A 26,316-nucleotide genomic window follows, 5' to 3' on the forward strand; every position below is an offset into this window, starting at 1 on the left:
CTTAGTAACCCGATATTGTAACAGAGGGCTATATGCGCATTTCTCACGAAAACCCTCGTTTTACATCACTTACATCTTGTTACAGGAGAAATAAATTCGGGGTCAGCTCTGGCAATCGGACATTTTGTCCGATTGCCAGAGCTGACCCCGACTCGGGTACGAATTACGCGTTGCGGTGGGCGACGGCGTCGACCACGCACAGCGCGGTCATGTTGACGATGCGGCGCACCGTGGCCGATGGCGTCAGGATGTGCACCGGCTTGGCGCAGCCCAGCAGGATGGGACCGACCGCGATGCCGTTGCCGGCCGCCGTTTTCACCAGGTTGTAGGCGATGTTGGCCGATTCGATGTTCGGCATCACCAGCAGGTTGGCGTCGCCGGTCAGGGTCGAGCCCGGCATGATCTGGTTGCGCAGCTTGGAGTCGAGCGCGGTGTCGCCGTGCATTTCGCCATCCACTTCCAGCGACGGGTCGCGCTGCTTGACCAGCTCCAGCGCCGCGCGCATTTTCTGCGCCGAGGCGTTGTTGGACGAGCCGAAATTGGAGTGCGACAGCAGCGCGGCGCGCGGCGACAGGCCGAAGCGGCGCATTTCATCCGCGGCCATGCAGGTGATGGCGGCCAGTTCGTTCGGATCCGGGTTTTCGTTGACGTGGGTGTCGACCATCACCAGCTGGCGCTGCGGCAGCACCAGCACGTTCATGGCGGCGTACACGCAGGCGCCCTCGCGGCGGCCCAGCACCTGGTCGATGTAGTGCAGGTGCAGCTGGGTGGTGCCGAAGGTGCCGCAGATCATGCCGTCGGCGTCGCCCTTCTTGATCATCATGGCGCCGATCAGGGTGTGGCGGCGGCGCATCTCCAGCTTGGCGTACTCCTGCGTCACGCCTTTGCGCGCGGTCAGCTCGTAGTAGTCCTGCCAGTAGTCGCGGTAGCGCTCGTCGTGGTCGGGGTTGATGACGTCGAAGTCCACGCCCTGCTTCAGGCGCAGGCCGAACTTGGTGATGCGCGCCTCCAGCACGGCCGGACGGCCGACCAGGATGGGACGCGCCAGTTTTTCATCGACCACCACCTGCACCGCGCGCAGCACGCGCTCCTCCTCGCCCTCGGCGTAGACGATGCGCTTGGCGTCCAGCGGCGCCTTCTTGGCCACCGCGAACAGCGGTTTCATGAAGGTGCCCGAGCGGTAGACGAATTGCTGCAGACTTTCCTCGTAGGCTTGCAGGTCCTTGATCGGACGGGTCGCCACGCCGGAGTCCTCGGCCGCCTTGGCCACGGCCGGGGCGATCTTGGTCAGCAGGCGCGGGTCGAACGGCATCGGGATCAGGTAGTCCGGGCCGAACGACAGGTTGCTGAAGCCGTAGGTGGTGGCGACGATGTCCGATTGCTCGGCGTGGGCCAGCTCGGCGATCGCGTGCACCACGGCGATTTCCATTTCGCGCGTGATGGTGGTGGCGCCACAGTCCAGCGCGCCGCGGAAGATGTACGGGAAGCACAGCACGTTGTTGACCTGGTTCGGGTAGTCCGAACGGCCGGTGCACATGACGGCGTCGCCGCGCACGGCCTTGACGTCTTCCGGCAGGATTTCCGGGTTCGGGTTGGCCAGCGCCAGGATCAGCGGATTCGGCGCCATGGCCTTGACCATGTCCTGCTTCAGCACGCCGCCGGCCGACAGGCCGAGGAAGATGTCGGCGTCCGGGATCACTTCGGCCAGGGTGCGGGCCGGGGTGTCGCGGGCGAAGCGCTCCTTGTCCGGGTCCATCAGCTCGGTGCGGCCCTGGTAGACCACGCCGGCCAGGTCGGTGACGAAGATGTTCTCAATCGGGAAGCCGAGGTCGACGATCAGGTCCAGGCAGGCCAGCGCGGCCGCGCCGGCGCCGGACACCACCAGCTTGCACTTCTTGATGTCCTTGCCGACCAGCGAGATGCCGTTCAGGATGGCCGCGCCGACGATGATGGCGGTGCCGTGCTGGTCGTCGTGGAACACCGGGATCTTCATGCGCTCGCGCAGCTTGCGCTCGATGGTGAAGCATTCCGGCGCCTTGATGTCTTCCAGGTTGATGCCGCCGAAGGTCGGTTCCAGCGCGGCGATCACCTCCACCAGCTTGTCCGGATCCGACTCGTTGATCTCGATGTCGAACACGTCGATGCCGGCGAATTTCTTGAACAGCACGCCCTTGCCTTCCATCACGGGCTTGGCGGCCAGCGGGCCGATGTTGCCCAGGCCCAGCACGGCGGTGCCGTTGGTGATCACCGCCACCAGGTTGCCGCGCGCGGTGTATTTATAGGCGTTGGCCGGATCGATGACGATTTCTTCGCAGGGCGCGGCCACGCCCGGGGAGTAGGCCAGCGCCAGGTCGCGCTGGTTGGTCAGTTGCTTGGTGGGCGTAACGCTGATTTTGCCTGGTGTGGGAAACTCGTGGTATTCCAACGCGGAAGCGCGTAACTGTTGACGAATTGCTTCTTTTTTCTCAGGTGACGAATCCATGCTTTACAGCCTTCCCATATTTGTGCGATCGAAGGCCTATGATTTTATCAGACCAATTCTTTCAATTAAGTAGGTATTTTCACCAACTGACAGCGGCGTTGGCGGCATTTTTCCTGAACATCGCGGGGGTTAGCCGAATTTTTGCCACAATAAACCATGGATAAGCTCAACATAATCAATTTTCCAGAATCATTATGTTTAGCTATCAGTCGATGAAATTTGATTGAAATTGTCGATATTTCACCATGCGGAGCGTGCCCGCGTGTAAATCGGCTAAGCTAAAGTCATCAACCGTACCGCAGGAGAATTCCATGGCCGCCTTGATTGTTTCCAAACGACTTCCCGAACCGGCCGGTGCATCGCCGCAGGGCGCCGCCTGGCAACAATTGCTGCGCTGGCAGGAAAACGCCCAGCAGCTGGCGTTTGTCTACACCCGCTCGCTGGGCGGGCTGATCCACACCGGCCAGGGCAGGCTGGACCAGCTGACGCTGGACGCCGCCACCATCGAGGCCGGCGCCAGCAAGCTGTACATCGTGCTGGCCGGCGCCTCGTACGAGGCCGGGCCGCAACTGTTCTTCACGCCGAATATGCTGAGCCGCTTCCACGTCAACGGCGTGGCCGTGCGGCTGGCCAACCACGACTGGCTGTTCCTGTCGGATGAATCGCTGCCGGCCATCGGCATGGAAAACCTGCAAAAGCGGATTGAATAGCGGCGGTACAATACCGTCATGCTCTCCGAATTCGACCTCATCAAGGAATACTTCCAGCGTCCCCACCATGCCACGCGCGCCGCGCTGGGCATCGGCGACGACTGCGCCCTGATCGCGCCCACCCCCGGCATGCAGACCGCCATCTCCTCCGACATGCTGGTGGAAGGCCGCCATTTCTTTGCCGGCGAGGATGCGCGGCGGCTGGGCCACAAGTCATTGGCGGTCAACCTGTCCGACCTGGCGGCCATGGGCGCGCGCCCGGTGGGCTTCACGCTGGCGCTGGCCCTGCCCGCCGCCGACCGCGCCTGGCTGCACGGCTTCGCGCAAGGCCTGTTCGCGCTGGCCGACGCCTTCAACATCGAGCTGATCGGCGGCGACACCACCAAGGGGCCGCTCAACATCTGCATCACCGTGTTCGGCGAGGTGGCGCCGGGGCGCGCGCTGCGCCGCGGCGCGGCCCGGCCCGGCGACGACATCTGGATTTCCGGCACCCTGGGCGACGCCCGCCTGGCGCTGGCCGGTTATCGCGGCGAGCTGGCGCAGCCGCTCGATGACGCCAGCCAGCGCGGCGCCGCCGCGCGCCTGCACACGCCGGTGCCGCGGGTGGAGCTGGGCGTGCTGCTGGCCGAGCAGGGCATCGCCCACGCGGCCATCGATATCTCGGACGGCCTGATCGGCGACCTCGGCCACATTCTGACGCTATCCGGCGCCGGCGCCACGCTGGACGTCGACGCGCTGCCGGCCGGCGACGTGCTGGCCACGCGCGACACGGCGCTGCGGCGCGCCTACAGCGCCGCCGGCGGCGACGACTACGAGTTGTGCTTCACGGCGCCGGCCTCGGCGCGCGCGGCCGTGCTGGCGGCGGCCGCCAGCGTGGCCACGCCGGTCACGCGCGTGGGCATCATCGAGGCGCAAGCGGGCCTGCGGCTGGTGGACGCCGCCGGCGCGCCGCTCGACCTGCGGCTGGCCGGCTTCGATCACTTCACTTCCTGAGCCACCCGCGGCAGCGCGGTGCTGTCCTCGCCCGGCGCGCCGGCCAGCTTGCCGCTGCCGTGCATCAGCCAGTAATGGTGGAAGGCCAGGCGGATATTGTCGCGCAGCTGGGTGTCGTCCCACGGCTTGGTGTAGAAGCGGTAGATGGCGCCGCGGTTGATCGCATCGAGCACCGCCTCCAGCCCGGTGTCGCCGGACAGGATGACGCGTATGGTCTCCGGATACATTTCCTTGACCTTGCTGAGGAACTCGGTGCCGCTCATCACCGGCAGGCGCTGGTCGCACACCACCACCTGCACCGGGTGCAGCGCCAGCAGCTCGAACGCCTCGGTCGGCGTGGCGGCGGTGAGGATCTGGTAGCCGTCGCGCCGGAACAGCCGGTGCAGCGCGGCCAGCACGTTGGCGTCCTCGTCGACGATCAGCAAGGTCTGCGGCGGCTGGCTGGCCGTGCCCGGCGCCGGCGGCACCCCGCTGCCCGACCGCACCAGCCGGCCCAGCTCGTCCGGCGGCAGCGGTCGGCTGAAGAAATAACCCTGGATCTCGTCGCAGCGGCTGCGCCGCAAATACTCGAGCTGGGCGCGCGACTCCACGCCCTCCGCGATCACCTGCAGCTTGAGGCTGTGCGCCATGCTGATGATGGCCAGCGCGATGGCCGCGTCGTTGGGGTTGGTGGTGATCTCGCGCACGAAGGCGATGTCGATTTTCAGCTTGTCGATCGGGAAGCGCTGCAGATAGGCCAGCGAGGAATAGCCGGTGCCGAAGTCGTCGATCGCCACCTTGACGCCGCTCGCCCTCAGGTTCTTCAGCACGGTGATGGTGCGGTCGGCGTTGGACATCAGCGCGGTCTCGGTCAGCTCCAGCTCCAGCAGCTCGGCCGGCACCGCGTGGCGCGCCAGCGCGTCGCGCACCACCTGCTCCAGGTCGCCCTCGACGAACTGGCGGCTGGCCACGTTGACCGCCACCCGCACCGGGCCGGTGCCGTCGCGCAGCCAGGCCGCGATCTGGCGGCAGGCGGCGTCGATGATCCAGTTGCCGACCCGGACCACCAGCCCGGTGTCCTCCAGCACCGGCACGAACTCGGCCGGATAGACCAGGCCGAAGCCCGGCCGCTGCCAGCGCAGCAGCGACTCGACGCCGGCGATGCCGCCGGTGTGCAGGTTGACCTTGGGCTGGTAATGCAGGCGCAGCTCGTCGTTGTCGAAGGCGCGGCGCAGCGCCAGCTCCATGTCCAGCCGCGCCAGCACCTGCACGTTCATGCCGGCGGTGAAGAAGCGGTAGCCGTCGCGCCCGGCCTGCTTGGCGCGCGACATCGCGGTGTCGGCGTACTTGACCAGGGTTTCCGGATCGGTGGCGTCGTCGGGATACATGGCGATGCCGATGCTGGCGCTGAGCACGGCCTGCTGGCCCTCCAGCTCGAACGGCTGGCGCAGCGTCTCGCGCACCTCGTTGGCGGCGTTGACGGCGTCCTGCTGGTCGCGGTTCATGGTGAGGATCAGGGCGAACTCGTCGCCGCCGAGGCGGCCGGCGGTGTCGCGGATGCGCACGCACTGCACCAGCCGGCCGCTGAACTGGCGCAGCAGCTCGTCGCCGCGGCCGGTGCCGAGCGTGTCGTTGACGCCCTTGAAGCGGTCCAGCCCCACCACCAGCACCGCGATGCGCCAGGCCTTGTCCTGCGCCAGCGCGATGACGTCGCCCAGCGTCTTGAAGAACAGCGTGCGGTTGGGCAGGCCGGTCAGGCTGTCGTAGTGGGCCATGCGCTGCAGCAGCTCCTCCGACTGGCGGCGCTCGCTGATGTCGCGCGCCACGCCCAGCATCACCGACGGCTGGCCCGGGCGCTGCAGCAGCTGCCAGTACAGCTCGACCGGCACGGCGATCAGGTCGCGCCGCATCAGCTCCAGCTCGGCCAGTTCCGGGGCGCGCGCGGGGCCGACGGCGGCGGCGTAATCGGCCATGCGCTCGGCCTGGCGGCGCAGCTCGTCCGGCGGGCCGAGGCCGAGCCGGCTGGCGCTCTGGCCCAGCATCTCGGCGCGCGGATAGGCCAGCATGCGGCAGGCGCCGTCGTTGACGTCGACCACCTCGGCGCTGTCGGCGTCGAGCAGGAAGATGGCGTCGGCGGTGGCGTCCATGGCGCTGCGGAAGCGTTGCAGCTCGGCGGTGCGGTCGCGCACGGTCTGCTCGAGGCGGGCGTTGTAGCCGCGCTCGCGCGCGTGCAGCAGGCGCATCTCCAGCATGTTACGGATGCGCATCAGGGTCTCGATCGGATCGAAGGGCTTGCTGATGAAGTCGCGCGCGCCGCTTTCGAACGCGCGCATCTTGTGGTCGGGCTGGGCGGTGACCACCAGCACCGGCAGCCAGCCGTCCGGCTCCAGCGGCTTGAGCGCCTCCATCACCTCGAAGCCGCTCATGCCGGGCATCTGCAGGTCAAGGATGATGAGGTCGTAGCGGTGCTCGGCGTGCCAGCCGGCCACCACGCGCGGATCGGTGGTGGAGCTGACCGCCTGGTAGCCGGTGGCGTTGAGCAGATACTCGAGCAACTCGACATTGACCGGCTGGTCGTCGACGATCAGGATGCGGGCGTGGCAGAGGTCGGTCTGGCTGATCATTGTGCCTCCGGTGGCAACGTGCTCGACAGTAGATTAACAGCCTGTACAAATGGTGGCGCACGACTGGTACTTTTGCAACACATTGCCACTATAACAAATTTTCGCGCGGCACTGGCATCGGCGCGGAAGTGCATGGTACAGTGACAGCAAGCCCCGACTCAGAGAAGGAGAAGCCATGAGCAACAGCGACACCATCCTCGATCTCGCCGCGCAAGTCGGCAAGGCGTTACAAGACAAAGGGCTGATCCTGGCCACCGCCGAGTCCTGCACGGGCGGCGGCGTGGCCCAGGCCATCACCGAAATCGCCGGCTCGACCGGCTGGTTCGATTGCGGCTTCATCACCTATTCGAACGCCTCCAAGACCGAGATGCTGGACGTGTCGGCCGCGCTGATCGCGCAGATGGGCAGCGTGTCGGAGGAGGTGGCGGGCGCCATGGCCAGCGGCGCGCTCGGTTCCAGCAACGCCCACATCGCGGTGTCCACCACCGGCATCGCCGGCCCGACCGGCGCGGTGCCGGGCAAGCCGGTGGGCACGGTGTGCTTCGGCTGGGCCAACGCCGACACCGTGCACACCGAGCGCCTGGTGTTCAGCGGCGACCGCCGCGCGGTGCGCGAGCAGACCGTGATCCACGCCTTGCAGGGGCTGCTCCGGTTTATCAACTAGCCGGTTGCCTTCGTGCGGCAAAACAATTACTCTCGACGCATTCATGCGTTTCGGGAGTGATTGATGCAAAACACGGTACATTTTATTCTCCAGGGTAAAGGCGGCATAGGCAAGACGCTGGTCTCGACCATCCTCGCGCAATGGATCGCCAGCAAGGACGTGGCCGAGGGGCAGCAGCCGCTGCGCTGCTACGACACCGACCAGGAGAATGCGACCTTCTCGCGCTACAAGGCGATGAACGTCAAGCATGTGCCGGTGATGACCGACAGCCGCACCATCGACAACAAGCGCTTCGACGCGCTGATGATCGACATCCTGGAGCAGGACGGCAACTGCGTGATCGACAACGGCGCCAACACCTTCTCGCCGCTGATGGGCTACCTGATCGAAAACGACTGCTTCGCGCTGTTGCAGGATTCCGGGCGCAAGGTCTACATCCACACCATCGTCGGCGGCGGCGACACGCTGCACGACACCGCCATGGGCTTCGTCTCCACCGCCAAGGCCACCAACGTACCGCTGGTGCTGTGGGAGAACGAACACTTCGGTCTGCTGCAATCGGCGGCCGGCAAGCAATTCATCGAATCGCAGACCTACGCCGACCACGCGTCGCGCGTGATCGGCCGCGTGGTGCTGTCGGCGCGCAACGCCGACACCTTCGGCGCCGACATTAAAAAGATGAACACCGCGCGCCTGACCGCCGCCGAGGTCAGGGAAAGCGACAAATTCAACGTGATGGAAAAGCAGCGCATCAAGGTCGTGTTCCGCGACCTGTTCGAGCAACTCGACAAAGTGCAGTGGTAAGCGGCATGGATCAGCAAAAGCTGCGCACCCTGGTGTTTGAAAAGACCGGCGTCAAGATCGACGTCGACGACCCGGTGTTCGCGCTGGTGGCGTTGAACGAGGCGGTGCTGGAGGAAGCGGTGCAGCGCCACGTCGAGCGCATCGACGCCGCCTCGGCGGCGCTGGCGCGGCTGGCGGGCGGGGCGGCGCCGGCGCAAGACGGCCACGGCCATGGCCATGTGCATGGCGAGACGCCGCCGCCCGGTTACGTGCCGACGCCCTCCTCCGGGCCGGTACGGCCGATCGCCACGCAATCAGCGCCGATCACCGCGCGCGAACTGCGGCTGCTGGGCGCGGCGGCGGGGGTCGCCATCGCGACCGCGCTGATCGTGCTGGGCGGCCAGGCCGCCTTCGGCAAGTCGGGCCTGAGCGCCGAGCAAGCGCGGGCCCTCGAAAAAGCCGAGCGCATCGAACGCGCGCTGCGACAACTCGATCCCAAACTGCGCGCCCAACTGCCCGCCGAACTCCAAAAATAATCCGGGGTCAGGTCCTCCATTTCTACACGGCCTCTGCCGTAGCGTTCGCTACGGCAGAGGCCGTGTAGAAATGGAGGACCTGACCCCGGAGTTTCACTCGGTGGCGAGGCGTTTGGCGAGGCGGTACAGGTATTCCTGGCCGTCGTACAGCGATTTCACGCGGATGTGCTCGTTCAGTCCGTGGGCGCCGCTGCCTTCCGGACCGTGGAACATGCCGCTGACGCCGTAGGTCCAGATGCCGGCGTTGTTCAGGAAGCGACCGTCGGTGCCGCCGGTGGACATGGTCGGTATCACCGGCACGCCCGGCCACATGTCCTCGCTGATTTCCTCCACCGCCTTCATCAGCGTCGCCGTCATCGGCGGCATCGGGCCGTCCACGCCCTCGCCCACGCGGGTGATCCTGATCTTGTCGTCGGCCACCACGCGCTGCAGGGTGGCCTGCACTTCCGCGATCGGCTCGCCCGGCAGGATGCGGCAGTTGACGATGGCGCGCGCGCGCTGCGGCAGGGCGTTGTCGGCGTGGCCGGCGTCGACCTTGGTCGCCACGCAGGTGGTGCGCACGGTGGAGTTGTGACTCGGACTGACGGCGTACAGGCGCTCCAGCGCCGCCGGGTCCGGCGGATCTTGCAGGATGGCCTTCATGTCTTCCGCCACCTGGCCTTTTTCGATCTTGGCCATGCGCTCGTAGAACGCCCGCGTCACCGGCGACAGCTTGAACGGGAACGAGAACTGGCCCAGGCGCGACAGGCCGTCGGCCAGGTGGTAGATGGCGTTGTCCTTGTACGGCGCCGAGCTGTGCCCGCCCGGGTTGGTCACTTCCAGCTGGAAGCTCTGGTAGATCTTCTCGCCGGCCTGAATGCCATGGCGCACCGGCTTGCCATCCTTGTCCAGCAGGCCGCCGCCGCCTTCGTTGAGCGCGATCTCGGCGTCGATCAGCGCGCGGTGGTGGTTGACCAGGTATTCGGCGCCGTCGAATTTGGATGGCACCAGTTCCTCGTCGCAGGTCAGCGCCATGATGATGTCGCGCTTGAGCGGCAGCTTTTCCTTTTTGTAGAGGATCATGTTGTTGACGAAGGACGCGGCCATGGCCTTGTCGTCCGAGGCGCCGCGCGCGTAGAACATGCCGTTTTCCTCGACCAGCTTGAACGGATCGCGCTCCCAGTCCTCGCGGTTGGCCTCCACCACGTCGATGTGGGCCAGCAGCAGCAGCGGCTTCTTGCTGCCGTCGCCCTTCAGGCGCGCCACCAGGTTGCCCTTCTTCGGACCGCCGGGCGGGATGACGAGCTGGATCTCGCTGTCCTTGAAGCCGCCGGCTTTCAGGCGCTTGGCCATCCTTTCCGCGGCCATGGTGCAGGAGCCGACCGAGTTGGTGGTGTTGGTCTCGACCAGTTCCTGGTAGATCGCGCGCATCTGCTTTTGCACGGGCGTCAGCTCCGCGCCGTGGGCCGCGCCGGCCAATGTCAACCCTGCCGCCAACCAAGCCGCCTTCTTCATATCCGCCCCGTCCCGATGAGATTGCCTAAACGGCCAAATTTATACCCCGGCCATAGGGCTGTCAATAAAATGGATTCAGACTCTTGCCAAATTGCCCGGCCGGTCGTTATAATGCGTGCCCTTGGCCTGGTAGCTCAGTTGGTAGAGCAGAGGATTGAAAATCCTTGTGTCGGTGGTTCGATTCCGCCCCGGGCCACCAAGATTCAAAAAACGCCGATCCTTGTGATCGGCGTTTTTGTTTCCGCAACATTCATTCCAGGTGCCGGGTGATATTCAATTCGGCATGCCACCCGCGCGAAATTTCATTAGACCGCCTTCCCGTATCGGCCTACTGTCGCAAGGACCGCTTTCCATTCCACCACATTATAAAAATGAAGAGACTCCTTGCCTCGCTGTGCCTGGCGGCCGGCGCCCAGCTGTGCCTGGCCGCCCCGCCCTCCCCCGCCACCGTCAGGCTGACCGTCGACGCCAGCCAGGTCCAGGGGCCGATGACGCCCATCTGGGCCTGGTTCGGCTATGACGAACCGAATTACACCACGGCGCCCAACGGCAAGAAGCTGCTGAGCGACATCGCGGCGCTGAGCCCGGTGCCGGTGTACGTGCGCGCGCACAACCTGATGACGTCCGGCGACGGCAGCTACGCCCTCAAATGGGGCTCCACCGGCATGTACAGCGAGGACCAGGACGGCAAGCCGGTCTACGACTGGACCATCATCGACCAGATCTTCGACACCTATGTGCAGCGCAAGATGAAGCCGCTGGCGCAGATCGGCTTCATGCCGCGGGCGCTGTCGCAGCGTCCCGAGCCCTACCAGCACCACTGGCAGCCGGGCACGCCCTACAAGGAGATCATGACGGGCTGGGCCACGCCGCCCAACGATTACGACAAATGGGCCGAGCTGATCTACCAATGGGTGCGGCACAGCGTGGAGCGCTACGGCCGCCAGGAGGTGGAGAGCTGGTATTGGGAAGTGTGGAACGAGCCGGACGGCCTGTACCTGATCGCGCCCGACACCAAGCTGGAATACTTCAAGATGTACGACTACGCGGCCGACGCCGTCAAGCGGGCGCTGCCGACGGCGCGCATGGGCGGCCCGCACACGGCGGGCGCCGGCCGCTTCATGGACGATTTCCTGCAACACGCGCTGCACGGGAAGAATTTCGCCACCGGCAAGACCGGCTCGCCGCTGGACTTCGTGGCCTTCCACGCCAAGGGCGCGCCGACGGTGGTCAACGGCGTGGTGCGCATGGGCATGGGCACCCACTTCCAGCGCCTGGACGATGGCTTCGCGCTGGTGCAGAAGTACCCCGAGCTCAAGGGCGTTCCGGTGATCATCGGCGAATCCGATCCGGAGGGCTGCGCCGCCTGCGGCATGCGCACCAACCCGGAAAACGCCTACCGCAACGGCACTTTATACGCCAGCTACACGGCCGCCTCCATCGCCCGCGAGTTCGAGCTGGCCGCCCGGCGCGGGGTCAACCTGATCGGCGCGGTGAACTGGTCGTTCGAATTCGAGGACCAGCCCTGGTTCGCCGGCTTCCGCGACCTCGCCACCAACGGCGTCAACAAACCGGTGCTGAACGTGTTCCGCATGTTCGGCATGATGGGCGGCCAGCGCGTGGCCGTGGGCGGCGACCGGGCCTACGACGCCGCCCGCATCATGACCGAGGGCGTGCGCGGCGCGCGCACCGACATCAACGCGCTGGCCACCCGCGACGGACACGGCATCGCCATCATGGTGTGGAATTACCACGACGACGATGTCATCGACGCCGGCGCGCCGGTGGAGCTGAAGATTTCCGGCATCCCCGCCAGACAGGTGCGGCTGCGCCACTTCCGCATCGACCAGGAGCACGGCAATTCCTACCGCGCGTGGCTGCGCATGGGCTCGCCGGCCAGCCCGAGCGCCGCGCAGGTGGCGCAGCTGACGCAGGCCAGCGAGCTGGCCCAGCTGGGCGCCACCAGCACGCTGAAGACGCCCGGCGGCCAGGCCACCCTGACGTTGCGCCTGCCGCGCCAGGCGGTGTCGCTGTTCACGCTGAGCTACTGAACGGCCGGCGGCCTGGCGTCGGGTGGCGGTTTTGATGGCCGCCGGCGTTGTTGTGACAATGCGCGCGTTTTTTCACGCGGTAAACTGATACTCTTCCCTCTGGTTTAAATAAAAGGAAAGGTTATCATGCGGAAAAGATTTTCATCGGGCGTCATTTTGCTGGGACTGGCCGGCTGCGGCGGTGGTGGCGACGGCCCCACCGGCGTCACGGCGCCGCCCACCCCGGCCCCGCCGACCTACACCGTCGCGGGCAGCATCGCCGGACTCAAGAGCGGCGGCATGACGCTGGCCTCGGGCCCGGATAAACTCGCCATTCCGGCCGCCGCCACCTCCTTCACCCTGCCGACCGCCCTGCTCGCCGGCACGGCTTACGACGTGCGCATCAGCGACCAGCCACCGCGCTTCACCCAGCAATGCGTGGTGGCCAACGGCAGCGGCACCATCGGCAGCGCCAACGTCAGCAATGTCGCCATCACCTGCACCAGCCAAACGGCGCTGGTCAGCACCCTGGCCGGCAACAACAATCCGACCAAGCAGCCCACCGGACCGGCGGCGATATTCAACGAACCGCAAGGGCTGGCGGTCGACGCCAATGGCAACGTGTTTGTGGCTGACCGTAAGTACGGCCGCATCGCCATGGTCACGCCGAGCGGCACGGTCAGCACGTTTGTCGGCGCCACACCCGGCCAGGCCGCCACCGAGGCCGAGCTGGCCTTCGGCTACGCCGACGACATCGCCCGCGACCAGGCCGGCAATTTCTACGTGGTCGGCAAGCACATGGTCCGCAAGATCAGCAAGGAGGGGGTGGTGACCACCGTGGCCGGCGCCGACGAGATCGGCTTTGCCGACGGTCCCGGCGCCCAAGCGCGCTTCAACACGCCGCTTGGCATCGCCGTCGACAGCGCCGGCAATCTGTATGTGGCCGACACGCTCAATCTGCGGATCCGCAAAATCACCCCGGCCGGCGTGGTCAGCACCATCGCCGGCGGCGGCGCCAGGGGCGCCGCGGACGGTGCGGCCGCGCAGGCGAGCTTCAACAATCCCTACGGCGTGGCGGTCGACAAGGCGGGCAATGTGTTCGTGGCGGACACCCTGAATGGCCTGATCCGCAAGGTGGCGCCGGACGGCGCCGTCACCACTTTTGCCGGGCATGTCGCCGACACCGACGCCGGTGACGGCCCCGGCGTCAAGGCGACGCTGAAACAGCCGGCGGACATCGCCATCGACGGCGACGGCAACCTGTACGTGGCCGAACTCGGCGGCAAGGTGCGCACGATCACGCCGTCCGCCTATGTGTCGACCATCGCTGGCCAGTATGGCCTGAACGGTTTCGGCACCACGGATGGGGTCGGAAGCATCGCCACCTTCCGCACGCCGCACGGCATCGCCCTCGACGCGGCCGGCAATCTCTACATCGGCGACGCGGGGAGCGGGCGGATCCGCAAGATCATCCAGCAATAATTATTGGCGTGGCGGGCTTGACCCTGGCCACGCCATGCCCTATATTAAACCAATAGGTTAATTAATCGATTGGTGAAATGTAATGCAGGACCAGCTCAGCCGCACTTTCTCCGCCCTCGCCGACCCCACCCGCCGCGCCATGCTGGCGCGGCTGTCGAGCGGCGAGGCCAATGTTTCCGATCTGGCCCAGCCCTTCCTCGGCGAGATGAGCCTGCCCGCCGTGACCAAGCATCTGCAGGTGCTGGAAAAGGCCGGGCTGATCACCAAGACCCGCAACGCCCAGTGGCGCTCGTGCAAGCTCAATGGCGACGGCCTGAAGGACGCGGCCAACTGGATGGAACAGTACCGCGTGTTCTGGGAGGAAAGTTTCGACCGCCTCGACGCCTACCTGAAAACCGTCACCGCCAAACAACCACCCGAAGGAGATGAAAGTGTCTGAATTCAGCGCCCCGAATGAAATCCGCATCGTCCGCATGTACGACGCGCCCGTGCAGGCCGTCTGGGACGCCTGGACCGATCCGGCCCAGGTCGCCCTGTGGTGGGGCCCGCGCGGCTTCAGCCTGACCACCCACAGCAAGGATTTGCGGGTCGGCGGCATCTGGCACTACACCATGCACGGCCCGGACGGCGCCGATTACCCCAACAAGACGCTGTACCACGAGGTGGAGCCGCTGCGCAAGCTGGTCTACGACCATGGCGGCAATGACGAGCAGGCGCCGCTGTTCCGCGTGACGGTGACCTTCGAGGACCTCGGCGGCAAGACCCGGATGGACATGCGCATGGCGCTGGCCAGCGCCGAGGCGGCCGCGCAAACGCGCCACTTCATCAAGCAGGCCGGCGGCGATTCGACCTGGGACCGCCTGGCCGAATACCTGGGCAAGCGCTGCGCCGACCAGGACCGGTTCGTCATCAACCGCAGCTTCGAGGCGCCGCTGGAACGGGTGTTCGCGATGTGGGCCGAGCCCGAGCACCTGGCGCGCTGGCTGCCGCCGGCCGGGATGGCGATGCGGGTGCTGCGCGCCGACATCCGCACCGGCGGCGACTCGTTTTACTGCATGAGCGGCAACGGCATCGCCATGTACGGCCGCTCGCGGTATGAGCAGGTGCGCCATCCGGACCTGCTGGTCTACACCCAGCAGTTCTGCGACGAGCACGAGAACCCGAGCCGCCATCCGATGGCGCCGGTGTGGCCGGAAACCCTGCGCACCACGGTGGAGTTCAGCGCCGAAACGCCGCGGCGCACCCGGGTGACGGTGACCTCGGAGATCGATGGCGCCGCCACGGCGGAGGAACGCGACGTCTTCCTCGGCGCGCGCGGCGGCATGACCCAGGGTTGGAGCGGCGCCTTCGATAAACTGGAGGCGGCTCTTACCTGATGTAACAAGTGAAGTAATTTCCAGCACATTTACAGCTTCCGGTGTAGGCAATACGCTGTCTACATCGGTGGGCGCCGCCCGCCTTCACTTTAGGAGCTGTCAATGAAAAAGACCCTGATCGCCGGCCTGCTGGCCGCCGCCACCCAATTCGCCCACGCCGGCACCGTGCTGGTGGTGCTGTCCGACCAGGACCAGCTGGACCTCAAGGATGGCAAGGTCATGCAAACCGGTTTCTTCCTGAACGAGCTGATGGAGCCGGTCCAGGCCTTCATCGCCGCCGGCCACACGGTGGTGTTCGCCACGCCGCGCGGCAAGGCGCCCAGCGCCGACCAGAAGTCCGACGACGTGAATTTCTGGGGCGGCAACGAGCAGGCGCGCCAGGAGAGCAAGGCGCTGCTGGCCACGCTCAGGCTGACCGCCAAGGGCGCCTCGCCGGCCATCAGCCTGGCGCAGGTGAAGAAGGCCGGTTACGACAAGTTCGACGCCGTGTTCGTGCCGGGCGGCCATATCCCGATGCAGGACCTGCTCAAGGATAAAAACCTGGGCGAGCTGCTGGCCAGCTTCCACAACGAGGGCAAGGTCACCGGCCTGACCTGCCACGGCACCATCGCCCTGCTGTCCACCATTCCGGACGCGCGCGGCTACGTCGGCAAGCTGGAAGCCGGCCAGCGCCAGCAACCGCCGCAATGGATTTACCAGGGCTACAAGATGACCGCCTTCACCAACGAGGAAGAGGAGCAGGCCAAGGGCTTCCTCAACGGCGGCCAGATGAAGCTGTTCCCGCAGGATGGCCTGACCGCCGCCGGCGCCCAGTTCGTCGAAGCCAGGCCATGGAGCGAGAACGTGGTGCAGGACCGCGAGCTGATCTCGGGCCAGAATCCGCAATCGGCCAGGGCGGTCGCGCTGGCGATGCTGAAAAAAATGCGTTGAGCGCCGAACGGTGTCACCATAGCGCCAACCGACGCCGGTTGGCGTTTTTTTTCGCGGATAACCATGACCCAGAGCCCCCTGCTGCTGCGCCGCCTGCTGCGCGCGAAAGACAAGATGGATGGCGCGCCCCACGAGGAGTGGCCGGTAGCGCGGCTGGCCGAGGTGAGCGCGGTGTCGCCGGCCTATTTCGCGCGCGAATTCAAGAAGGCGTTCGGCCTGCCGCCGCACCGCTACCTGCTGACGCGCCGCATCGAGCGCGCCACGGCGCTGCTGCGCGAGACCGATCTGCCGGTCACCGACATCGCGCTGCAAACCGGCTGGACCAGCCTGGGCACGTTCGGCCGCATTTTCCGCGACATCACCGGCGCCAGCCCCGGCGAGCTGCGCGCGCGGCAACGCGCGCAGCCACAACCCGGCGCGCGGATGCCCGAATGCGTGACGCGCTACGCGCTGCGGCCCGACCTCAATATCGCAGTTTTGGAGAAGCGGCGCATGCGGGCCGCGGGCAAACTGTAAGTCCCCAATCCAAGGAGGTATCCATGACTCAAAGTGTGAATGTGGCCGGCCTGTACGTGCGCGACCAGGATGAAGCGGTGGCGTTTTATGTCGACAAGCTGGGCTTCGTGATCCATACCGATGTGCGCAATGGCGATTACCGCTGGCTGACGGTGCAGGCGGCCGATCAGCCCTCGTTCCAGCTCGGCCTGTTCCGCCCGGGGCCGCCGATGCACGACGCCGCCACCGCCCAGGCGCTGGAGCAGATGGTGGCCAAGGGCGCCATGCCGCCGCTGGTGCTGCAGGTCGACGATTGCCGCGCGGCCTACGAGCGCCTGCGCCAGCGCGGGGTCGAGTTCACGCAGGAGCCGGTGGCGCGCTATGGCACGGTGGATGCCGGTTTCCGCGATCCATCGGGCAATGGCTGGAAGATGGTGCAGCGCTAGCGCAAAAAGAAACACCCCGCGCGCGGCGGGGTGTGGGACGCGCGCGGGGCTCGCTCAGCACGCGCGGCGGCGCAGCGCCACGCCCAGCAGGCCGACGCCGGCCAGCAGCATGCCGTAGGTGGCCGGCTCGGGAACCGGGCTGGTCAGGTAGAGGCCGCCGTTCGACAGGGTGTCGAAACGGGTGTCGACACTGGTGACGCCAGCGGTGCCGGCGTCGAATTTATAGAAGGCGGTGCTTTCCTTCACATGGCCGTCATGGTCGGAACCGCCGCCGATGTGCAGGCCGATCACGGTCAGGCCATACAGGGTTTGGCTGAAGTTCAGGGTCGAGCCGGAGACCGTCGCGTTCAGGATGGGAACGCCATCCGACAGCACGCCGATCAGGCTCAGCATGGAGGCCGCCTCGGTCGCATGGCCCGCGTTCACCAGATTGCCGACCGTGAAGCCGGAACAACTGATCACTGGAACACTGAGGTCGAGCGTGGTGCTGCACGCCGGTGGCGGGCCCGGCGGCCCGGCAAACGCCGACATGCCCAGCATGGCGCTGGCCAGAATGGCCGCCTCGATGCTTTTTCGTACTAACGCTTTCATTTTTATTCCCCCTGTTATTGGATAGCGTGTCACTGAACTACCGCGCTCAGTTCTTTCATGCTAGCAGCGTGAAGGGTTTCCAATTATAAAAAATAGATTTCATTTTTATATTGGTTGTTGTCAGCTCGATAGGGTGTTTGTATCGCCCCAATAGGACTTCACAAAATGCATTAGATATTGTTATTTTTACAAATTCTTTGGCGAAATTTTTGTGCGCAAAAAAACCACAAACGGGCCCCGCGTCAGGCGCGCGCGGCCAGGCGGGCGATGGTCGTCAGGTTGACCACGGCCACCACCACTTCCAGCGCGGTGCCGCCGATCGAGCCGGCGAGGAGGTTGTTGGCGATCCACAGGCAGGTGCCGCATAACATCACCAGCCGCATCGGGATGCCCTGCAGCAGGAACAGGGCCAGGGTGCCCAGGCAGGACGCGGCCAGCGGCAGCCAGTCGCTCGGCTGCCTGGCCAGCGCCAGCCCGAGCGCGAGATTGGCCGCCACCACGGCCGCCGCCACCCAGCGCGAACGCCACGTAGCCGGCGCCCTGCGCCGGCGAAAACCAATCGATCATCATGGCCGGCATGATACGCGATCGCCACGGCTGGTTGCCGCCATCCGGCGGTTCGGCGCCGCCGGCGCGCCGCCTGTCGCATGCCGCGCGCGCGCGCATGCAAAATTGCTATCATGGGCCTCCGTTCATCACCAAGAGGCCACCATGCTCCGCTACGCCCTGCCCGCCCTGTTGCTCGCCAGTGTCTTGCCGTCCCACGCGCAATCCCCCGCCGAGGTGCCGCTGATCGAGCGCGCCAGGATTTTCGGCAACCCCAGCAAGACCGGCGGCAAGCTCAGTCCGGATGGCAAGTGGCTGTCGTGGATCGCCCCGCGCGACGGCGTGCTCAACGTCTGGGTGGCGCCGGCCAACGACCTGGCCAAGGCCCGTCCGCTGACCGCGGAAAAGACCCGGCCGCTGCGCAACAGCTTCTGGTCGCCGGACTCGCGCCATGTGCTGTTCATCCAGGACAAGGGCGGCGACGAGAATTTCCTGCTGTATGGCGTCGAGGTCGCCAGCGGCAAGCAGACCAACTACACGCCGTTTGAGAAGACCCGCGTCCAGGTGCTGCATATCAGCGGCAAGATCAAGGACCGCATCCTGGTCGGCATCAACAACCGCGATCCGCGCTGGCACGATGTCTACAGCCTGGAGCTGGCCAGCGGCAAGCTGACGCTGGTGCTGCAAAACGAGGGCTACGGCGGCTTCCTGGCCGACGATCAGCTCAAGCTGCGCATCGCCGAGAAGCCACGCGCCGACGGCGGCACCAGCTACTTCCGCGTCAGCGACGGCAAGATCGACGCCACGCCGCTGGCCGAGGTCGGCCTCGACGATTCCCAGACCACCGCGCCGGCCGCCTTCACGGCCGATGGCGCCACCCTGTACTGGATCGATTCGCGCAACCGCGACACGGCCGCGCTGGTGGCCCAGGACGTGGCCAGCGGCAAGACCACGGTGCTGGCCGAGGATGGCCGCAGCGACATCGGCAACGGCCTGTTCGACCCGCGCACAGGCCGCGCGCAGGCCTACAGCGTCGAGTACCTCAAGCACGAGTACATCCCGCTGTCGAACGACCTCAAGGCCGACCTCGAGTTCCTGAGGACCCACACCAAGGGCAAGTTCACCATCACCTCGCGCACCGAGGCCGACGACAAGTGGCTGGTGGCGGTGGACCCGGTCACGGCGCCGGCCTCGACCTGGCTGTACGAGCGCAAGGCCAAAAAGCTGACCCAGCTCTACGTCAGCCGGCCGGAGCTCGAGGGCGCGCCGCTGGCGGCCATGCACGCGCAGGAGATCAAGGCGCGCGACGGCCTGACGCTGGTGTCCTACCTGACGCTGCCGAAATCGGTCGACCCGGGTGGCAGCGGCAAGGCCGCCAAGCCGGCGCCGCTGGTGCTGCTGGTGCACGGCGGGCCGTGGGCGCGCGACAGCTTCGGCTACAACGGCTATCACCAGTGGCTGGCCAACCGCGGCTACGCGGTGCTGTCGGTGAACTATCGCGGCTCGACCGGCTTCGGCAAGAACTTCATCTCGGCCGCCGACCTGCAATGGGGCCGCAAGATGCACGACGACCTGCTGGACGCGGTGGACTGGGCGGTCAAGCGCGGCGTCACCAGCGCCGACAAGGTGGCCATCATGGGCGGCTCCTACGGCGGCTACGCGGCGCTGGCCGGGGTGGCGTTCACGCCCACCACCTTCGCCTGCGGGGTGGACATCGTCGGCCCGTCCAACCTGTTCACGCTGCTGCAGACCATACCGCCGTACTGGGAGGCCGGCAAGCAGCAGTTCTACAAGCGCATGGGCGACCCCACCACGGACGAGGGCAAGGCGCTGCTGAAGGAGCGCTCGCCGCTCAACTACGCCGCCAACATCCAGCGGCCGCTGCTGATCGGCCAGGGCGCCAACGATCCGCGCGTCAACGTGCGCGAGTCGGAGCAGATCGTCGACGCCATGGCGGCGCGCAATATTCCAGTCACCTACGTGGTGTTCCCGGACGAGGGCCACGGCTTCGCGCGGCCGGTCAACAACATCGCCTTCAACGCGGTGACGGAGAATTTCCTGGCCAAGTGCCTGGGCGGGCGCGCCGAGGCGATCGGCGGCGCGCTGAAGGCGTCCACCGCGCAGGTCAAGCACGGCGCCGAGTTCGCGCCCGGCGTGGCCGAGGCGCTGCGCTGAGCCCCACCTCGGCCGCCGGCCTTAGGCGCCGCCCGCGCCCTGCCCGGCCGGCGCCAGCGAGGCGCGCACGGTCACGCTGACCGGGTAGTCGCGGGTCACCGGGCGCTGCAGGCCGTAGCAGCGGTTGAGCAGGTCGCTCACGCCGTTCTGCGTCATCTCGCGCCATGGCATGTGCACCGTGGTCAGGCGCGGGGCCGAGAACTCGGCGCTCGGGGTGTCGTCGTAGCCGATCACCGAGATCTCGTGCGGCACGCGGATGCCGGCCTCCTGGAAGTACGCCAGGGCGCCGGCCGCCATCTCGTCGTTGGCGCAGAACATGGCGCTGCAGCGCCGGCCCGATTCCACCAGCTCCCTGGCGGCCGACCAGCCGCCGGCCGGCGAGAAGTCCTTCTCCACCATCCACATGCGCTCGGTGTCGACGCCGGCCGCCGCCAGTTCGCGCCGGAAGGCGGCCACCCGCACCACGTTGTCGGGCAGGCTGGCCGGGCCCGACACCAGCGCGATCTCGCGGTGGCCGTGCGCGAGCAGCGCGCGCGCGGCCAGCGTGCCGCCCAGCGTGTGGTCGACCGTGAAGCATTGCCCGGCGATGCTGTCGAAGTGGTGGTTGAGCAGCACCATCGGCGTCGGCCGCGGCCCCAGCGTGGCCAGGTCCTCCTCCAGCAGCACGTTGGTCATCAGGATCAGGCCGTCGCAGCCGCGCTCGACCAGGAAGGCCATGCCCTCGATGGCCTGCTGGCGCGCGCCGCCCAGGCCGGCGCCGAAGGCCACCACCATGTGCAGGCCGGCCGCGCGCAGCTCGGTGTCGATGATTTGCAGGATGGGGGTGTAGAAGGTGCCGCTCAGCACGGGGATGTAGACGCCGATCATCTTGCTGTTGCCGGACAGCAGGGTGCGCGCCGCGTGCGAGGGCCGGAAGCCCAGCTCGTCGATGGCGGCGCGCACCCTGGCCAGCGTCGCCGGCGACACCGAGCCCTTGCCGCTGACCACGCGCGATGCCGTGCCCAGTCCCACGCCCGCCAGCCGGGCCACGTCTTTAATGGTCGCCACTGTTTTGCTTTTTCACGTAAGTCATGAGGTTGAGGAAGGTGACGCTCCAGTATACCCGACGGCGCGCCGCCAAGGCCTCGGGCCATGCCGGCATGGAAACGTTCCCAGATGATGGCACCGGGGCGCCGGGCTGTCAACGCGCGGGCCGCGTTGGAAACGTTGCCAATTAGCCTCACCCGGGGCGCTTTTTGGGCCCGGCTGCTGCGCTGCGAATTGACTTTGATTTTTCAGGAATGCTATATTCGCAATCGTATTGGAAAGCTTTCCAAGGCCTTCCAAGCGGTACCGCAGGCGCAGTAGTTCATAAAAACCAGGAGATAACATGCATTATCCAAAGGCACGACAAACTTTAATGAGTCTGGCAGTCGCCAGCGCCTGCGCGGCGGTCCACGCGCAGGAAGCCCCCGCCCCGGTGAAGGCCGCCGAGGCGCAACCGGAGGTCCAGAGCGTGGTCGTGACCGGCCTGCGCCAGTCGCTGATTTCCTCGATGAACCTGAAACGCAATTCCGACGGCATCGTCGACGGCATCGTGGCCGAGGACATCGGCAAGTTCCCCGACACCAACCTGGCCGAGTCGCTGCAGCGCATCTCGGGCGTGTCGATCGACCGCTCGATCGGCGAGGGTTCCAAGATCACCGTGCGCGGCGTCGGCCCCGACTTCAACATGGTGCTGCTGAACGGGCGCCAGATGCCGACCTCCAACCTGGGCGACCTGAACGGCCGCGCCTTCGACTTCGCCAACCTGGCGTCGGAGGCGATCTCGCAGATCCAGGTGTACAAGACCAGCCGCGCCGAGTCGCCGACCGGCGGCATCGGCGCCACCCTGAACGTGATGACCGCGCGCCCGTTCGAGCGGCCCGGCCTGCATGCCAGCATCGGCGCCAAGGCCGTGCACGACACCACCAACGGCAACCTGCCGGGCGACGTCAAGGCCGGCAGCTCGACCACGCCGGAGGTGTCGGGCATCTATTCCAACACCTTCGCCGACAACACCTTCGGCGTGGCGCTGACCGGCAGCTACCAGGAACGCAACCTCGGCTACAACACCGCCGCCGTCTCCAACGGCTGGAAGGGCCCGTTCCGCGGCGATGAGAACAACTGGGGCACCATTCCCAACGGCCCGAGCGAGAGCTGCCCGGCCTGCACCATCACCAACCGCCCGACCGGCAGCCAGCTGTACTCGGTGCCGCAAAACCTGAACTACAACTTCAACGGCGTCAAGCGCCAGCGCACCAACGCCCAGCTGACCCTGCAGTACAAGCCGGTCAGCACCCTGGTCACCACGCTGGACTACACGTATTCGGAAAACAAGATCCAGACCAAGCGCAACGATATTTCGGCGTGGTTCAACTTCGGCCCGTCGAGCAGCGCGTGGACCGCCGGTTCGCCATCGAGCCCGCTGATTTACAAAGAAATCATCCCGCTGAAAGACGGCATCGGCACGTCCGACATCGCCATGGGCGCCGCCGACTTCGCCACCAAGACGCAAAACAAGTCGCTCGGCTTCAACGCCGTGTGGAAGCCGACCAGCGAGCTACGCTTCGACTTCGACACCCACCACTCGACCGCCACCTCGGGCGCGGACAGCCCGTTCGGCTCCAGCAACACGCTGGGCACCGCCAGCTTCAGCCGCGGCAACACCACCGCCGACTTCAGCAAGGACTTCCCGGTGCTGAGCATCGAGGGCGCCGACTTCGTCAAGGCCGGCCAGCAGGTCACCGGCTCGGTGTTCACCAATTCCTATATGCGCGGCGAGGTCGACCAGACCCAGGTCAAGGGCGCGTGGAAGGTGTTGGACGCGTCCGAGCTGAAGTTCGGCCTCGGCTACACCAAGGTCGACAACCGCTCGGCCTTCTCCAACAACCAGCGCGACACCTGGGGCGGCGCCACCAAGCCGAGCGACTACCCGAGCAGCGTGTGGCATCCGGCCAGCGTGCGCCAGTACTTCGACCAGATCGACGGCAGCGGCAGCCCCAACCTGTTCAACCAGTTCTACACCTTCAACTTCGCCCAGGTGCGCCAGCTGGTGGCCACCGCCTCCGGCAAGCCGGAGCTGTACCTGCCGAAGACCTTCTTCGACAACGACGCCCGCACCTCGGAGAAATCCAAGTCGCTGTACCTGCAGTTCAACACCGACTGGGATACCGCGCTGCCGATCCACACCGCGCTGGGCGTGCGCTACGAGAAGACCGACGTAGTCTCGACCGCGCTGGTGCCGGCCGCCGTCAACATCCGGTGGGTGTCGCAGAACGAGTTCCCGATCACCTTCGGCGATCCGACCTTCACCACCCTGACCGGCAAGTACAACAACCTGCTGCCGAGCTTTGACTCCGACATCGAGCTGACGGCCAACCAGAAGATGCGCTTCAGCTACGGCGAGACCATCGGCCGGCCGCGCTACGACCAGATCCAGGGCGGCACCACGCTGAATTCGCTGGTGCGCACCGACGGCGGCACCGGCTCGCAGGGCAATCCGTCGCTGAAGCCGGTCAAGTCGAAGAACTTCGACCTGTCCTACGAGTGGTATTACGGCAAGCAGAACTTCGTCTCGCTGGGCTTGTTCAAGAAGAACCTGGAGAACTATGCCGGCCAGTCGCAGATCATCGCCACGCCGTTCAACCTGCACACGCCGGTGGGCGGCGCGCTGTGGAACGAGGCGCTGTCGGCCGGCAAGTGCCAGTCGGCGGACACCACCTGCATCCGCAACTACATCTTCGCCAACCACCCGACGGCGCCGGGCGTGACGCCGCCGGGCGTCAATGGCGACGTCAACGGCTCCATCGTCGGCCAGCCGAGCGATCCGGTCGCCAACTTCCGCATCACCTCCTTCTCCAACCAGAAGAAGGCCGACCTGAGCGGCGCCGAGATCAACCTGCAGCACATGTTCGGCGAGAGCGGCTTCGGCGTGTCGACCAACTACACCTATGTGCACTCGGGCCTGCGCTACGACAACAACAAGCTGGGCGAGCAGTTCGCGCTGGTGGGCCTGTCCAACTCGTACAACGTGATCGGCATCTACGAGGACAAGAAGTGGACCGCGCGCCTGGCCTACAACTGGCGCGGCGAGTTCCTGGCCTCGACCTTCGACGGTTCCGGCCCGAACCCGCAGTACGTGGAGCCGTATGGCCAGGTCGACATCAGCGTCACCTACGCCTTCAACGACAAGCTCAGCGTGCAGCTGGAGGGCATCAACGTCACCAACGAGATCACCCGCGTGCACAGCCGCACCAAGCAGCAGCTGGAGTCGGTGACGCAGAACGGGCCGCGTTACATGGTGGGCCTGCGCTACAAGTTCTGATTGTTGTAGTAATGCCACGAAAAGGCCGCTGTTCCGTCAGCGGCCTTTTTTCGGTTACACTCCCTGTAATCTATTACGTAATAAGACCAGTTATGCTGAGACGTATCGTGATCGTAGGCGGCGGTTCGGCCGGCTGGATGACCGCCGGCCTGCTCGCCGCCGAACATCGCGCCGCCGACGGCGTGCAGGTGACGCTGATCGAGTCACCCGAGGTGGCGCCGATCGGGGTCGGCGAGGGCACCTGGCCCAGCATGCGCGACACGCTGCGCCGCATCGGCGTGTCCGAATCCGACTTCTTCCGGGAATGCGACGCCTCGTTCAAGCAGGGCTCGCGCTTCAACCGCTGGGTCGACGGCGGCGACCACGACTATTACTTCCATCCCTTCGTGCTGCCGCAGGGCTATGGCGAGGTCAACCTGCCGCAATATTGGCAGGCCGGGCATCCGCGGGTGCCGTTCGCCGACCTGGTGAGCTTCCAGCCGCACCTGTGCGCCCAGGGCCGCGCGCCCAAGCAGGTGGTCACGCCCGAGTACGCGGCGGTGGCCAACTATGGCTATCACCTGGACGCCGGCAAGTTCGGCCTGTTCCTGCGCAAGCACTGCCTGGAACAGCTGGGCGTGCGGTACGTGCCGGACCATGTGGTGGGCGTCACCTCGCACGAGAACGGCGACATCGCCGCGCTGCAAACGCAAGGCCATGGCGCGCTCGAGGGCGACCTGTTCATCGACTGCACCGGCATGCGCTCGCTGCTGCTGGGCCAGCATTACGGCATTCCGCTGGTCGCGCAGCAGCACGCGCTGTACAACGACTCGGCGCTGGCGGTGCAGGTGCCCTACCCGGCCGACGACTACCCGATCGCCTCGCAGACCTCGTCCACCGCGCAGAGCGCCGGCTGGATCTGGGACATCGGCCTGCCGAGCCGGCGCGGCGTCGGCCACGTGTACGCCAGCGGCTACATCAGCGACGACCAGGCCGAGGCCGAGCTGCGCGCCTACATCGCGCGCACCAGCGGCCAGACCGACATCGCGGCGCCGCGCCAGCTGCGCTTCACGCCCGGCTACCGCGAAAAATTCTGGCACCGCAACTGCGTGGCGATCGGCCTGTCGGCCGGCTTCATCGAGCCGCTGGAGGCGTCGGCGCTGGCGCTGGTGGAGATGTCGGCGGCGATGGTGTGCGACGAGCTGCCGGCCACGCGCGCGGCGATGGACATCGTGGCCGCGCGCTTCAACGAGGCCTTCACCTACCGCTGGGAGCGGGTGATCGATTTCCTCAAGCTGCACTACGTGCTGAGCCGGCGGCGCGACAGCGCCTACTGGCGCGACAACACCGATCCGGCCAGGACGCCGGCGCGCCTGCGCGACCTGCTGACGCTGTGGCGCCACCGGGCGCCGTCGCGCGCCGACCTTGACCGCATCGAGGAGGTGTTCCCCACCGCCAGCTACCAATACATCCTGTACGGCATGGGCTTCCGCGGCGATTTCAGCCGCGCGCCCCGGCCGCAGGAGGCCGCCATGGCCGACCACTATTTCCAGGAAGCCGCCGAGCTCACCCGGAAAATGCTGGGCGCGCTGCCCGACAACCGCGCGCTCATCGATCACATCAAGCGTCACGGCTTGCAAAAAATCTAGAACGAGA

General features: G+C 66.3%; 21 protein-coding genes and 1 tRNA gene. 16 read left to right on the top strand and 6 right to left on the bottom strand.

The annotated features are described in order from the left end of the window. Window positions 1–163: 163 nt before the first annotated feature. On the bottom strand, window positions 164–2,482 hold the full coding sequence (locus tag FHW83_RS07315) for an NADP-dependent malic enzyme (RefSeq protein ID WP_176645710.1): 2,319 nt from the start codon (window positions 2,480–2,482) through the stop codon (window positions 164–166). Between the two features lie 311 nt (window positions 2,483–2,793). On the opposite strand from FHW83_RS07315, the gene FHW83_RS07320 reads away from it, so the two are divergent. Both FHW83_RS07320 and thiL read left to right on the top strand, forming a co-directional pair. Then, a complete protein-coding gene (locus FHW83_RS07320) occupies window positions 2,794–3,192 on the top strand; it encodes a hypothetical protein (protein ID WP_176645711.1) in 399 nt (132 codons plus the stop codon). 18 nt (window positions 3,193–3,210) lie between these two features. After that, the gene (gene thiL / locus FHW83_RS07325) at window positions 3,211–4,185 is read left to right on the top strand and encodes a thiamine-phosphate kinase (protein WP_176645712.1); all 975 of its coding nucleotides are present in this window, start codon (window positions 3,211–3,213) and stop codon (window positions 4,183–4,185) included. Here the strand turns inward: thiL and FHW83_RS07330 are convergent. Then, window positions 4,170–6,788: an EAL domain-containing protein gene (locus FHW83_RS07330; protein ID WP_176645713.1), complete on the bottom strand. Its 2,619-nt coding sequence runs from the start codon at window positions 6,786–6,788 to the stop codon at window positions 4,170–4,172. The genes thiL and FHW83_RS07330 overlap by 16 nt on opposite strands. A 175-nt stretch (window positions 6,789–6,963) precedes the next feature. On the opposite strand from FHW83_RS07330, the gene FHW83_RS07335 reads away from it, so the two are divergent. From FHW83_RS07335 to FHW83_RS07345, 3 genes are all read left to right on the top strand, one after another. After that, on the top strand, window positions 6,964–7,452 hold the full coding sequence (locus FHW83_RS07335) for a CinA family protein (RefSeq protein ID WP_176645714.1): 489 nt from the start codon (window positions 6,964–6,966) through the stop codon (window positions 7,450–7,452). 63 nt (window positions 7,453–7,515) lie between these two features. Next, a complete protein-coding gene (locus FHW83_RS07340; protein WP_176645715.1) occupies window positions 7,516–8,256 on the top strand; it encodes a hypothetical protein in 741 nt (246 codons plus the stop codon). Window positions 8,257–8,261: 5 nt separating this feature from the next. Continuing rightward, window positions 8,262–8,771, top strand: a complete 510-nt coding sequence (locus FHW83_RS07345) for a hypothetical protein (RefSeq protein WP_176645716.1) — start codon at window positions 8,262–8,264, stop codon at window positions 8,769–8,771. Between the two features lie 93 nt (window positions 8,772–8,864). Here FHW83_RS07345 and FHW83_RS07350 read toward each other — a convergent pair whose 3' ends face one another. Then, complete coding sequence (locus FHW83_RS07350) at window positions 8,865–10,265, bottom strand: M20/M25/M40 family metallo-hydrolase (protein WP_176645717.1); 1,401 nt, start codon at window positions 10,263–10,265, stop codon at window positions 8,865–8,867. A gap of 123 nt (window positions 10,266–10,388) precedes the next feature. Between FHW83_RS07350 and FHW83_RS07355 the strand changes: the two genes are divergently transcribed. From FHW83_RS07355 to FHW83_RS07390, 8 genes are all read left to right on the top strand, one after another. Further along, window positions 10,389–10,464, top strand: a tRNA-Phe gene (locus FHW83_RS07355). A 172-nt stretch (window positions 10,465–10,636) separates the two neighbouring features. Further along, on the top strand, window positions 10,637–12,316 hold the full coding sequence (locus FHW83_RS07360) for a beta-xylosidase (RefSeq protein WP_176645718.1): 1,680 nt from the start codon (window positions 10,637–10,639) through the stop codon (window positions 12,314–12,316). Between the two features lie 126 nt (window positions 12,317–12,442). Beyond that, window positions 12,443–13,777 carry a hypothetical protein gene (locus tag FHW83_RS07365; RefSeq protein ID WP_176645719.1) on the top strand — a complete coding sequence of 445 codons (1,335 nt, stop codon included), beginning with the start codon at window positions 12,443–12,445 and terminating at the stop codon, window positions 13,775–13,777. Window positions 13,778–13,859: 82 nt separating this feature from the next. Continuing rightward, window positions 13,860–14,216, top strand: coding sequence for a helix-turn-helix transcriptional regulator (locus FHW83_RS07370; protein WP_176645720.1), 357 nt, complete (start codon window positions 13,860–13,862; stop codon window positions 14,214–14,216). Then, entirely contained in the window at window positions 14,209–15,153 is a 945-nt protein-coding gene (locus FHW83_RS07375; protein WP_373997176.1) for an SRPBCC family protein, read from the top strand. Before FHW83_RS07370 ends, FHW83_RS07375 begins: the two co-directional genes overlap by 8 nt. 102 nt (window positions 15,154–15,255) lie before the next feature. Beyond that, window positions 15,256–16,083, top strand: a complete 828-nt coding sequence (locus FHW83_RS07380) for a type 1 glutamine amidotransferase domain-containing protein (protein ID WP_176645722.1) — start codon at window positions 15,256–15,258, stop codon at window positions 16,081–16,083. Window positions 16,084–16,146: 63 nt separating this feature from the next. Beyond that, window positions 16,147–16,599, top strand: coding sequence for a helix-turn-helix transcriptional regulator (locus FHW83_RS07385; RefSeq protein WP_176645723.1), 453 nt, complete (start codon window positions 16,147–16,149; stop codon window positions 16,597–16,599). Between the two features lie 23 nt (window positions 16,600–16,622). Further along, complete coding sequence (locus FHW83_RS07390) at window positions 16,623–17,024, top strand: VOC family protein (RefSeq protein ID WP_176645724.1); 402 nt, start codon at window positions 16,623–16,625, stop codon at window positions 17,022–17,024. Window positions 17,025–17,078: 54 nt separating this feature from the next. On the opposite strand, the gene FHW83_RS30625 is transcribed toward FHW83_RS07390, so the two are convergent. Further along, window positions 17,079–17,615 (bottom strand): PEP-CTERM sorting domain-containing protein, encoded by a 537-nt coding sequence (locus FHW83_RS30625; RefSeq protein WP_176645725.1) that lies wholly within the window; start codon window positions 17,613–17,615, stop codon window positions 17,079–17,081. A 242-nt stretch (window positions 17,616–17,857) separates the two neighbouring features. Further along, window positions 17,858–18,127 carry a YgjV family protein gene (locus tag FHW83_RS07400; protein WP_373997177.1) on the bottom strand — a complete coding sequence of 90 codons (270 nt, stop codon included), beginning with the start codon at window positions 18,125–18,127 and terminating at the stop codon, window positions 17,858–17,860. Between the two features lie 199 nt (window positions 18,128–18,326). On the opposite strand from FHW83_RS07400, the gene FHW83_RS07405 reads away from it, so the two are divergent. Continuing rightward, a complete protein-coding gene (locus FHW83_RS07405; protein ID WP_176645727.1) occupies window positions 18,327–20,336 on the top strand; it encodes a S9 family peptidase in 2,010 nt (669 codons plus the stop codon). Window positions 20,337–20,357: 21 nt separating this feature from the next. On the opposite strand, the gene FHW83_RS07410 is transcribed toward FHW83_RS07405, so the two are convergent. Then, window positions 20,358–21,383, bottom strand: coding sequence for a LacI family DNA-binding transcriptional regulator (locus FHW83_RS07410; RefSeq protein ID WP_176645728.1), 1,026 nt, complete (start codon window positions 21,381–21,383; stop codon window positions 20,358–20,360). Between the two features lie 352 nt (window positions 21,384–21,735). Between FHW83_RS07410 and FHW83_RS07415 the strand changes: the two genes are divergently transcribed. Together FHW83_RS07415 and FHW83_RS07420 are read left to right on the top strand one after the other, a co-directional pair. Beyond that, on the top strand, window positions 21,736–24,681 hold the full coding sequence (locus tag FHW83_RS07415; RefSeq protein ID WP_229224076.1) for a TonB-dependent receptor: 2,946 nt from the start codon (window positions 21,736–21,738) through the stop codon (window positions 24,679–24,681). Window positions 24,682–24,773: 92 nt separating this feature from the next. After that, complete coding sequence (locus FHW83_RS07420) at window positions 24,774–26,309, top strand: tryptophan halogenase family protein (RefSeq protein ID WP_176645730.1); 1,536 nt, start codon at window positions 24,774–24,776, stop codon at window positions 26,307–26,309. The last annotated feature ends 7 nt before the right edge of the window (window positions 26,310–26,316 follow it).

The organism is Duganella sp. SG902, from assembly GCF_013376005.1.
Lineage (GTDB): Bacteria > Pseudomonadota > Gammaproteobacteria > Burkholderiales > Burkholderiaceae_D > Rugamonas.